We start from the raw sequence: 11,682 nt of genomic DNA, 5'->3' as shown, positions 1-11,682 counted from the left end.
GCCCCCCCGGGGGCGGCGCGGCGCTTCGCTTTAGTATTCAAACCCCCACTCGGCGCGCCCGGTCTTGGGGTCGAGCCGCACCTGTTTGGCGGTTTTCGGCCTGTCAGCCCCCGGCCGGGCTTCCGGGTCGGTCGACTCGGCCCCCAGGCACAGCCTGATCGCTGCCCGCTCCTCGATCCAGCGCCCCAGTTCACCCGGTCCCGGTAACGCGATGCGCTGCTGCGCGCGCGTCGCGAGGCCCAGCAAGTCCAGTCGGGCGGCGGCATCCGGTTGGCTGGCCAGGGTCTCGGTGAGGGGCCGGGCACAGAGCAGGAAGAGCCCGGCCCCGGCCCGGTCCAGGGCGAGGCGCGCGACCAGGCGGGAGGCCGGCTCGGCGAGCGTGGCGGCGATCACGAGCGAGCGGTCCGGGTAGCGCGCCACCAGTCGTTGCAGTACCTGCACGGCGAGTCGGGCGAGTTGTGCGTCGGCGGGACAGTCCGCGGGCGGGGGCAGGATCGCCACGATCAACATGCGTACCACCCCGAGCCCTGAGCGGGCGAGCAGGGTGGGTACGCCGCGCACGGCGAAGCGGTCCAGGTCCTTCATCGGCTCGCTCAGGTCCGGATAGGGGATGAGTTGGGGGTGATGGCGGCGCGTGTTGTCCCGCACCGGGGCATAGCGCCAGCCGTCCAGGTGGCGGTCGGCGGCCCAGCGCAGGTGCTCGATGACGGCCAGTTGCTCCGCCTCCAGCGGGGCGAAGGTGAAGGCATCCACCCGCTCCTCCTGGATCGCCCGGCAGTCCATCACCGCGAGTTTGGCCCACAGGTGGTCCGCCTGGTGCCGATTGGCGTCGCGATAGGAGGCCGTGAGCCGTGACCAGGGGCGCCCGGCCGGCTCCCGGTCCGGGTCGCGGCCCTGGGCGGCGATGCTGTCGGTGTAATGCTCATGGATGGTGCGGGCCAGTTCATCGCCCAGGCCGTCGAACAGGACCGCCGGCCGGCACGCCTCGTCCAGATAGGAGAAGGGGAAGGTCTGAGCGTCCCAGTCCGCCAGGGTGCCGCCCGGGGTCTCATCCCCGACCTCCAGCAGGATCGGCGGGGAGACGCCCTGGTCCGCGGCCAACCGCTGCGCGAGGCTGCGCGCCGTCGCCACGGCGTCGGTGACCGCGGGCTGGGGACAGACCAGGACCAGGGTGACGGGGGGCAACGGTGCCAGTCCGGTCAACTGCGGTCCGATCCAGGCGATCTCGGCGACCTGTCCCGCCTGCGGGTAGGCCAGCGCGAAGTCGGCCGGCGCCCGTGCCGCGGCACCGACGATGCTGACCCGGGGGCGCCCCTCGCCGTAGGCCATCAGGCGCAGGGCCTGGACCAGCAGGGCACGGGCCGGGGGGGCGAAACCGGCGACCAGCAGGTGCGGGACCTGGCCGAACACCGGGTCCAGGCCGCAGTGCAGGGGCCAGCGCCCGAGCAGGGCGCGCGCGGCACGGTCCTCCAGCGCAAAGGTCTCCAGGCTGATCGGACCCTCCGGGTCCAGGTCCGGCAGGGGCGGCGCCGGGTCCGCCTGGTGCATCAGGATCAGCCGCAGGGGTGCGCCGCGCTGCGCGCGCAGTCCCGGCTGACCGAGCAGGCCCGTGACCAGTTCCATGGGCGCTGGCGGGTCGGCCAGGACCAGGGTCCGGCAGGCCCCCGGCCACAGTCCGCCGAGGTCAGCAAGGGCGACCACCCGGACCCGCTGCCGGCGTTGCTCAAGGCCCGCGACCACCCGCCGCACCAGCGGTGCAGAGCCGGCGACCCATAGCGGCGGCTGACCGAAGAATCCTGACACGGCGAATCGGATGGGCAGGCGTCGGTCAGGACGACTGATGCAGGACGGTGCCGGCCTGATCCAGGACCGTGACCTGCATCGGGATACCCGCACGGATGCTGGCCGAGACCACGCAGAAGTCCTCGAACAGGTCCTTGCAGCGGTGGAAGCGCGGCGCCTCCTTTACCACATCGGCGACGATCAGCCGGATCTGGAGCCCGCTGACCCGCATGCGCTTCTTTTCGTTGCGCGCCACGATGCAGGTCGCCTCCACCCGCAGACAGTGGTCCGGGGGCTCTTCCTTGAAGACACAATACAGCAGGCTGGAGGCGAGACAGTCGGCCGCCGCCGCCGTCAGCATCCGGGAGGCGTTGGGCCCGGCCTGTTCGCCCAGGGGCGGGGGTTCGTCCATCAGCAGGTCGGGGACGCGCTTGAGGTCGAACTGCGCGCTGATCTGGAACCCTTCACGCTGCTCCAGGTGGATGGTGAAGCGGCCTTCTTCGGACATGATGATTCCCCTCTAAAATCAGTTTTTTGAACGCGGGCGATTCTTGGGATCGTGGGTGTGGCGGACCCCGGCCGCGCGGCAGGAGTGGGACTCGGCGACCAGGGCGCGCCAGTCCCCGCCCGGGAGCACCGGGCGGTCACGCAGGCACCCGCGGTAGAGATAGATCCAGGCGCGGCCATAGGGGGACGGGAGCGGTCGGCGGGCGTAGAGCCTGGGATATTCCTCCAACCGGTCCAGCCGTTGGAGCCCAGCCGTGTCGAGCCGAAAGACCTCCCCGACGAGCGCCGCCGTGCCCGTCCGTACCGCCCCCGGGTAGGCGCCCAGGAGGAACAGGGTGAAGCAGGGTGCCGTCCGGTGGGGGCCCAGCAAGCGTGCCCCGGACAGCAGATGGTGGTTCACTTCACCCCGCAACAGGGTGCCATAGACGAAGACCTGGTGGACCATGGGCGCGGAGTCGACGGTGCGGCGAGGATGCGGTCGGTTCAGGAGGCGGACTATAGCATCGGCGGGCGGAATAATTCGGCGCCGTGCGGCCTGAGTTGGCGGAGTTGTCCGGGTATACTTGGCACCACCGCAAGCCGTGCGGTACAGCCCGGGCCCTCCGGCCCATCCCTGCCCATCGTCCAGAGCACAGTGATGTCCAGTTCCGACAGTTTTGAAGACCTCTTGCAGCAGTTCAATCAGTCCCAACCCGCCAAGCAGGCCGAGCCCAAGGTGGGGGAGAAGGTGCGCGGCACCGTCATCTCCATCGGCGAGGACTGCGCCTTCATCGACTTAGGCGGCAAGACCGAGGGGCGGATGGAGTTGGCGGCCCTGCGCGACCCGGAGGGCGGGCTCAAGGTGGCGGTCGGTGACCCGATCGAGGCGGCGGTCACGGGCAAGGATATCGAGGGCGGCTTTCTCATGCTGGGCAGTCAGCATGGGCACAAGTATCACGGCCTGGAGGAGGTGCGCCAGGCCTACAGCCAGGGCCTGCCGGTCCAGGGACAGGTCACCGGTGCCGTCAAGGGCGGGGTCGAGGTCCTGATCGCGGGGCTGCGGGCCTTCTGCCCGGCCTCCCAGGTCGATACCCGCTTCGTCGAGGACCTCTCGGAGTACGTCGGCCAGCGGCTCGACTTTCGCGTCACCAAGATCGAGGGCGGGCGGCGGCCCAACCTGGTGGTCTCGCGTCGCGTCATCTTGGAGGAGGAACAACGCCAACGCGCCGCCGAGACCCGCGCCCAACTCAAGGAGGGGGCCATCCTCCCCGGCGTCGTCACCAGCCTCAAGGACTACGGCGCCTTCGTCGACATCGGCGGCTGCGAGGGCATGATCCACATCAGCGAACTCGCCTTCGGCCATATCAAGCACCCGAGCGAGATCCTGCGTGCCGGCCAGGCGGTGGAGGTGGCGATCCTGCGCATCGAGCCCTCCAAGGACGGCAAGGGACGCGACAAGATCGCGCTCTCGATCCGCGCCCTGTCCCGGGACCCCTGGGCCGACGCGGTGGAGAGCTTCCCGGTGGGCGCGCGGGTCACGGGGACCGTAAGCCGTCTCCAGCCCTTCGGTGCCTTCGTGGAACTGGCCCCCGGGCTCGACGGCCTGGTCCATATCAGCGAGTTGGGCGCCGAGCGGCGGATCAACCACCCGAGCGAGGTGCTGAGCATCGGCGACACGGTGGAGGCGACGGTACTGGGGGTCGACCTGGAGCGGCGCCGCATCGCCCTGACGCTCGATGCCTCCAAGCAGCCGTCGGATATCCCTGATGTACGCAACTATGCCCCTCCCAAGCCGGCCGCCAAGGGCGGGAGTATGGCCGCGGCCAAGGCCGCCGAACCGGTGCCGGAGAAGACCATGGGGAGTTTTGGCGCCTTGTTGCAGGAGAGCCTGAACAAGAAGCGGTAACTAACGAGTAAAGAACAAGTTGGCGATCGTTGTCGTTGTCGTAATCGGAGAAGCGATGCAATCTGGGGCGCGAGAGAATCCGGGGCACTACGATAACCTCGATTACGACAACGACAACGACAACGACAACGACAACGATTGTGTTTGTGTTTAGCTTGGTCTTGACTCTTTACTTAGGGCGCCCGTCGCACGCGCCTTGATGGCTAGTCGTATCCCCCTCCTTCTCACCCTGCTGCGTGCGGGTCTGGCGCCGATCCTCGTCCTGCTCGCGCTCTTGGCCCCGCTACCCGTCGCCTTCGCCGCCTGTCTGAGCATCGCCGCCGTGTCGGACTATTTCGACGGGGCCATTGCGCGGCACCTGAAGATCGTCACCCCCGCATTGCGGCGGCTCGATTCACTGGCGGATTTGTTGTTCTTTCTGGCCGCGCTGTTCGCGCTCTGGTGGCTGCACCCGGGGGTGATCGCAGGCCATGCGGGAGCGCTGGCGGTGCTGATCGGGCTGGGCTTGATCCGCTATGTCGCAAGCTACGCCAAGTTCGGCCGCGAGGCCAGCTATCACCTCTGGTCGTCGAAGCTCTGGGGGTTCGCACTCTTCCTCGGGTTCTATTCGCTGTTGGTACTTCAGTCCGACGGGGTCTGGATCACGCTCCTCATCTACTTAGGGATCCTGGCGGCCCTTGAAGACCTGGCCGTCACGGTGGTCCTGCGCGAGTGGCGCACCGATGTGCCGACGCTCGTGCACGCCTGGAGGTGGGTGGGTGCTGCGCCGGGTGCGATACCGGGAGGTTCGGCGAAACGGACAGATGGCATCTAGTTCCGGAATCTGTATAAGACTGATCTAGAGCGCGATTTCGTGGTAATATCTTAGTATCTATCCACTTTTTCCCTCTGCACTGCCACCCGCGTCGCCCCCCCGTGCTCGGTCACCCTCGGCCGACAGCGTATCTTGACCGCTCCCTTTGAAAACGAATCGTCAGTCGCCTTGCTGGACCAGACGTACGCCTCGCCTGGCTTCAACTGAGCCATCCGCTCCGGAGTGAGGTTGCTCAACGCGGCGTTGGCCTTCTGGAGATGTTTCAGCCAGGCGGGAGAGTTGAACTTGTGCAGGATGATCTGGCTGGAGAGCTCGATCAAGCTGAGCGGCACGGACGGCGGGTCCTGGCTGGCAACCATGATGCTCACACCCTTGTGGCGCATCTCGCGGACCACCTCGACCAGACCGGCGACCAGATCGGGGCTTTCGATGTATTTGTGGGCCTCATCGAACACGACCAACTTATTGAACCCCCGCCCATCGACACGGGCATCGGCAAAGAGTTGCAGCAGCACGAGGAAGAGACCGAGTGCCTCATTCTTCTCGATGAACTCGTCGCGCAGGTCCACGATGATCAGACGGCCCGGCCTCACGACCTCCGTCAATGACTGCGCATCATTGATGTACTCTGCCGCCAGGTCCAGGCGCGAACGCGCCATGTCCTTTAGATGGTCTGGTATCGGGGCGGCATCGATCCCTGCCCGCAACCCCGCGAGAGTGATCTGGTCGCGCATCCCCTTCATGATACGCATCACCTGACGGATATAGTTGGCCTGGTTGCCCAGCGCACCCATCAGGAACTTCCAATGGGTGGCCGTCAACTCCGAGGCGGCAAACTGCAAGGGCTGGACCTGGATGCCGGGATACTCCGCTCGCCGTTCGTCCAACTTGTCGGCGGGTACCAGCAGCAGCACATCCACCAGTGCCTTCGGTTCCGCACCGTAGGTCTCGCGCAAGGCGCGGATTTGCTCCTCGACCGAATTTGCAGCCACCATCGACGTGAACTCAGGCCGGTAGTCCATGGTCGGGCTGTAGTGAAAGATCACGGTCGCCAGGGGGTCTGGCAGCGTATTGATGCCCGGGATTTGTAGCGAGGCCATCTCCGCGACGCTGCCCAGGGTGTAACTCTTGCCGCCCCCTTGAACACCAAACAGGCTGATGGTATGGGTCTGGTTCAGGTCCAGTGCGACCTTCCGGCCCGAAACCTCACCGAGCAAGCCATACTGGGGTGTGGCCCCCGTTGCCCCGAGCATGACGTCGTAAGTAACGTGCAGTTCCCCACTGGAGTCTCCTTCACCAAGAGGGCGCTCCCCAGCGTCCGCCACGCCGGGCACCGCAACGACCGGGGCCGCGCCGGCCTCTTCGGCTTTCTGGACAACCGCCCCAGGTTGAGTGTCCACGCCCCCTGGCAGATCCGACACCACTGGAGCAGGAGTCGCCACCGTGGCCTTTGGCGGTCGATCCGGCGCCGAAATGCCAGCAGCAGCGGGTTTGGCGCTGACGGGGTACGACACCCGCGGCGCCTCCGTCCAGCCCAAAGTCCGGTCCCGTGCCGGGCTCAGGAAGGCTGCCGTTCCCAGCGTTGGCACCGAAGGCGCCAGACTGCGGCGCCTGACCAACGCTTGCGTCAGTTCCCGCGTCAAATCGCCATCCGGTGCCGCCCGCAGACTGGCCGTTGTTTCAGTCCCCTCCACCGCGGCATCGATCAACTGCCGAATCAGGTCGATGCCGATGCGATAGAACTCGATCCCGTTCTCGTGCTCTGGTGGTTCGGTTCCCGGCTTGCTGAAGTCAAACACCACGGCACTGCGGGTGAAACGCAGCCCATAACCGCGTTCGTCCAGGTGCCGCAGGAACCAGCGCGCCTCCGCAGCCGCTTCCGGCAGCATGACCCCATGCCGTTGCGCCCGGTCCAGATAGAAACCCAACAACGCCGCCAGGTCACGATTCTTGATGGCCCGATCCGGGCGATCGATCTCGGAACGTGCCGGGTCGAAGTGGTGAGAAATGACTTGCTCGGTTTGCGTGATCTGTTCGCCAATCCCGGTCTTCAACTGCGTATAGGCACCCACATCGCCAACCTGGCTGTAACACTTCACCTCGACCAGGCGGCACGTGATGATGCGCGTGAAGGGATCGAGATCGAAGAGCGCCAAGTCCGTCCGCCGAAAGCTGACCGCGTCGCCCAGCTCGGCGGCGTTCTGGCGCAGGGTCCCGTACAACTCCAGGTGGGCATCGAGCGGCACCACCACCTGATTTTGGAAGACCCCCTGATGCTCCAGAAACAGCCGCGACAGGGCCAACCCCAGGGCCTCGGCCTGTTGCGTCGGCGCGGACAACAACTTCAGCGCGAGCCGTCCGGACAGAAACCGCAACTGGTCCAACAACACCATGGCGTGTTTTCCGGAGTCCGGCAGGTCATAGTCCCGCAGGATCGGAACCAACAGGGCCTCCAACTCGGCCACGGACCGGGAGGTGATGGCCAGGCGATGGGTCATCGCATTGGCCATGTCCGGCGAATGGTCGATAAGGTAGTCGGGCCGCGTCGGATGTCGGCGGTGATCAAAAAACTCGATCCCCAGGTTGCGGTCGATGGTCATGACCCAGTCACTGACCTCGTGTACCTGGTGGAGCATCGCCCGCTCGTCCGCGGACAGGCTCAAGGCCACCACCGGACGGGCCTGGGGCAGGTACTGGGAGCGGGAGACCGAGGCTGATGCCACCGAGACCAGCCGCGCCAGGCTGCTCAACAGGTCCGTCAGCTCCTCTACACCCGCCAACGCCTGGGCGACGCCATGCAGCGGGCGGCGTAGCCAGGTGATCGATTGATCGTCCTCGTGGTACTGGGTCGCGATCGGCTGCACCAGGCCATAGACGAAGGATGACTCGTCCGTCTCCTGCACATCCACCGCGCGGATCTCCTCCGCCGGGAACAGATCGAAGAGGAACGAGAGATGGGCCGCGTGACCCTCGGGGGCCAGGCGGAACTCCCGAAGCGATCGGACCGCCAGCCTGAGCTTGGGCCGCAGATGGCTTTCCGTGGGGGTCGAGAAGGCGTCCGCCTCCTTAGCGGCCGTACCCGAGTCGGGGGCCAGCAACTCAAGGAGGGCCTCGCCGGTGGCCGGGGCATCCGGGTCAGAGACGAAGAGACGGATGTCATAGCGGAGATCAGAGAACTCCGCCCGGCCCTGGATGGCGAGCAACATCTCCGCCAGTGCGCCCGCCCGCCCGGCATTGAAGGCATTGATCGTCAGGGTGCTGACATAGGGGTGTTGGATCAGGTAGCGTTGCACGCGGGCCGCCAGATAGGGACCGTCGATGGCAGTCCCCCCGATCGCTGGCTCTGCGATACCCAGGGCCTGGCATAGATCGCCGATCAGACCGCGCGGGTCCTCCTCCTCGGGTGCCGCATAGAGGGACCAGAAGGGCGTCAGGTTATCCACCAGCAGGGCGGACCGGCCCAGTTCCTCGCCGAACGGCAACACCATCGGAAAACCGGCCGGGACCAGCTGCTTAAGAACGGCATCCCGCGTCGGCACCACAAATTCCGGGTCCGCCAACTGGGCCTTTTCGATCCAGTGCTGCCCCAACTGGGCCCAGGTCACATGCCAATTGGCCCGCAGCGGGTGCGTGGGCCCCAAAAGCACAGCGTCACGGCGTTGGCCCCGATAGTCTTCGATGGCCAGAATCACACAATCCAGGGTCAGTGCGCGGCGCAGTTCTTCAAAGGCCGCACGGACAACGCCCGGCTCAGGCGAATCCGCCCTTGCGAGCAATGCCTCCAGCCACTCGATATAGGCCCCCGCATAGTCGCGCACGGATTGCGTCAGCTCCAACAGGTTGCTGCCCTGAGTCAGCAACTGTTGGGGGCCTTGCAATAGGGCAGAAAAGAAGGTTTCCCGCGCCTGGCGGAACCGCCCCGTTTCCTCCGACTCCGGCCACTGAAACGAGATGTCCGAGCGGTCACAACCCCCGGCGGCGGTCACGGCCAGGCGCAACCGATTGGTCATCTGCGGATCGATCAGGAACGCGCGCTCCAACTCGGCCAACACCCCAGGAACCAGCACATGCGCCTTCCCCTCATGACCCAGGCGCACCTCCAGCGTGTCGTTGCCGCGGGCACTGGAGGCGGACCCAGTCCCAGAGCGGGTGCGGGGCCCGGATCGGGTTTGGCGCTCAACCCATCCGCACCCCGCGATCGTCACGGATGCCGGGTCCCGCCCTTGGGCCACCGCCGCAAACCGGGTACGGAGCAGGGCATGGGTCAGACTGGGATCGCGCGGCACCGCCCGTTGCGGCGGCTCGACCTCCACGTCATCGTCCGTCAGGACATAGAACAGGTCACTGTCGTTGGGGCGCGCGGACGGGTTTGCGGCATCACCCGACGAACGCAGCGGCTCGCCCTCCCGGTCGACCAGCGGGATGCGTTCACCCTCCTCGGTCTCCGCAAAGACGCGGACAAAGTGCCAACCCTCCTCCCAATCCACCTTGGCGATGGCTGAGAACGCGATGGTCCCCGAGTCCTTTGCCGTGGTCCAGGTGGCCTTGCGCCGCCGCAGCCCCGTCGGACCGTTGTCGCACGACACCACCTCGGCCACGAAGCGAGCCAGACCCGCCACCCGCGAGGGTACGGGCACGACCCGGAATTTCACGCTGAATTTCTTGAGTCCCTGTTTGGAAATCGGCAGCACCCGGCTCCCGACAAACTCGCCCAGACGCGGATCGGATTCGTCATCCTTGATGATGGGAAGGTCCGGCAATTCCAGTTCGCCGATGTAGATCGAATCCGGATTGACGCCGCCGTCTGCGAAGACCCAACGGTTGAAGGCCAGGGGCCAGTTCGCGCGGTCGCGCACGATCTGCTGCGTCCAGTCTCTGGGGTCCGCAAGACCCGCCCGGTCGAAGAAGTCACCGAGTTGCCGGCAAAAGGCCGGATCGGTCAGTTCCAACTCCAGGGCGCGCGCACGCTCCGATCGGGTCGACCAGGTGATGCGCCGCACGCAGTCGTGATTGCGCGCGGCGCGTGCCGGCGCTCGCTCGGGTGATTGGAGCAGCGCAAAGTCGGGCACCAGCGCCAACTCGAAGAGCGCCGCCCCAATCGCCGCGGGATCGAACTCGTTCACCTGTGCGCTGAGCAGGAAACGGACAACCGAGGCATCATCGGCAAAGGGCCAGGGTGGATTGGTCTGGCGCAGGTCGTTGACCGCTGCCTCCAGCGGGCTACGCAGCTGCGCGGGCACTTGGCTCAGAAGCGTCGGGATCAACTCGGCATAGGCACCCTGAATCGACAGCTCCTCAAAGGTGGCCACGCCGAATGAATCCTCGGCGCAGGAGCGCAAATCGGTGGGCACAAACACCAGCAAAGGCGGACGCAGGGTATTGTCGGGCAGCGGGTTGCGCAGCTCTACCAACTTGGTGCTCGACACGGCCAGTTCTGGCGCCTGAGTCTGTAGAGCCTCGTCGGCCAGGACGACAACCGTCGCCTGCGGCACCGCCGCCCGCAGACCACCGGCCAAACGGACCATCAACTCCCGGTCGAGATCCGTCACCCGCATGCAGTGACCGGCCTCGCGCCCCGCCAGCACGGCCGCCAGCCTGGGCAGCAGGACCGACTCCAGCGCGGCGTTGAACTGCGCAGGCGTCAACTCCACCAGACCTTGACTCATGCCGATGCCCCTCTTGAGTGTTCCGGGATCGCGTAACGCGGTTCAACTGTCTGAGTCACATAGGCGTCGGACAGGTCGCGGTAGTAACCGATCTCGCGTAGCCGCGCGGTGAATGCCTGCACGTTGGCGCGCAGGGCCGCCCGCTCATCGATACTCGGGGCCTTGAATCCCTCCCCGGGCGGTAAGGCGTCGATATAGAGCCCGTACCGCTCCCGCAGGAAGCCCAGCAGGTCGTCGATGCGCATCGCGCCGGTGAAGTAGCCCGCGTCTCCGCCCGGGCGCAGGACTGCGATCTGCAACAGCACCTCCAGCAAACGGCTGTCCAGTACGAAACGCCGTGACGCATTCTTGGCGCGGGTCTGAGCCAGCAGGGCACCCGCGCGGTTCTTCTGCATCAGCGAGTCGAGCGCTTCGATGATGTACTTGCGATGGTATGAGCCTTTGAGCGCTACCAAAACCTCGATGTAGGTCTCGAAATCCGATAGCCCGAGCTTAAGCAACTCGGATGTTCTTGCATCGATACCTCCCCTATCATCCTTCAGCGAATCGGTCAATTCACGCAAGCGGCCATTGAAGTATTTCTCGCGCTCGTCGCGGAACGTCGCGCCTTGCAAGGCAAAGACTTCTCCGAGAGACAGGTAGGACGCGACACCACGGATGATCTTCCCGCGGGACAGAAGGAATTCGCCAAACTCGTCCAGCTTCTTCGCACCAAAATAGGCACGCACAAAGCCCGGGATGCGGCGAAACCAACCGTCGGCACTGCGTTCGGCCAACCGTCCGACCGCGGACTCGGCATTCCCCGAGAGGTCCACGAACAGCCCCAACTGGTAGGGGCAATCGCCTTGGGGTTCTCGTGCCTCCCGGGGTCGCATCGGGCAGGTCGACTCCAGACAGAGCGGGTTGGCGCCGCCGAGCTTCTGCCAGGCCGGCAACAGCTTGAGCAACCGCAGGTGGTACAGCGCCAGATGGAAGGACAGGAGCAGCTTCAGGTACTCCACCATCACCGCCCGCGGCATGAACGGCTT

Annotated in this window: 7 protein-coding genes; 2 read left to right on the top strand and 5 right to left on the bottom strand. The window is 66.0% G+C overall.

The window, feature by feature from the left end:
- Positions 1-30: 30 nt before the first annotated feature.
- The 3 genes from QZY48_RS24260 to QZY48_RS24250 are packed head-to-tail and all read right to left on the bottom strand — an operon-like array spanning position 31 to position 2,734.
- Entirely contained in the window at positions 31-1,803 is a 1,773-nt protein-coding gene (locus QZY48_RS24260) for a RyR domain-containing protein (RefSeq protein ID WP_295435917.1), read from the bottom strand.
- A gap of 25 nt (positions 1,804-1,828) precedes the next feature.
- Entirely contained in the window at positions 1,829-2,290 is a 462-nt protein-coding gene (locus tag QZY48_RS24255) for an OsmC family protein (RefSeq protein WP_295435915.1), read from the bottom strand.
- 18 nt (positions 2,291-2,308) lie between these two features.
- Positions 2,309-2,734: a gamma-glutamylcyclotransferase gene (locus QZY48_RS24250; RefSeq protein ID WP_295435913.1), complete on the bottom strand. Its 426-nt coding sequence runs from the start codon at positions 2,732-2,734 to the stop codon at positions 2,309-2,311.
- 192 nt (positions 2,735-2,926) lie between these two features.
- Here QZY48_RS24250 and QZY48_RS24245 point away from each other — a divergent pair, with 192 nt between their 5' ends.
- Positions 2,927-4,174 (top strand): S1 RNA-binding domain-containing protein, encoded by a 1,248-nt coding sequence (locus QZY48_RS24245; protein ID WP_295435911.1) that lies wholly within the window; start codon positions 2,927-2,929, stop codon positions 4,172-4,174.
- 199 nt (positions 4,175-4,373) lie between these two features.
- The gene (locus QZY48_RS24240; RefSeq protein WP_295435909.1) at positions 4,374-4,988 is read left to right on the top strand and encodes a CDP-alcohol phosphatidyltransferase family protein; all 615 of its coding nucleotides are present in this window, start codon (positions 4,374-4,376) and stop codon (positions 4,986-4,988) included.
- Positions 4,989-5,038: 50 nt separating this feature from the next.
- Here QZY48_RS24240 and QZY48_RS24235 read toward each other — a convergent pair whose 3' ends face one another.
- Entirely contained in the window at positions 5,039-10,654 is a 5,616-nt protein-coding gene (locus QZY48_RS24235; RefSeq protein ID WP_295435907.1) for a hypothetical protein, read from the bottom strand.
- The coding region (locus tag QZY48_RS24230) for a hypothetical protein (protein ID WP_295435904.1) at positions 10,651-11,682 on the bottom strand (1,032 nt) is incomplete at its 5' end. The genes QZY48_RS24230 and QZY48_RS24235, both read right to left, overlap by 4 nt.

This window comes from uncultured Thiodictyon sp. (genome assembly GCF_903828115.1).
In the GTDB taxonomy this organism is placed as follows: domain Bacteria; phylum Pseudomonadota; class Gammaproteobacteria; order Chromatiales; family Chromatiaceae; genus Thiodictyon.
The sequence above is the reverse complement of the archived record's forward strand: the minus strand, read 5'-3'. Positions and strand labels throughout refer to the sequence as shown.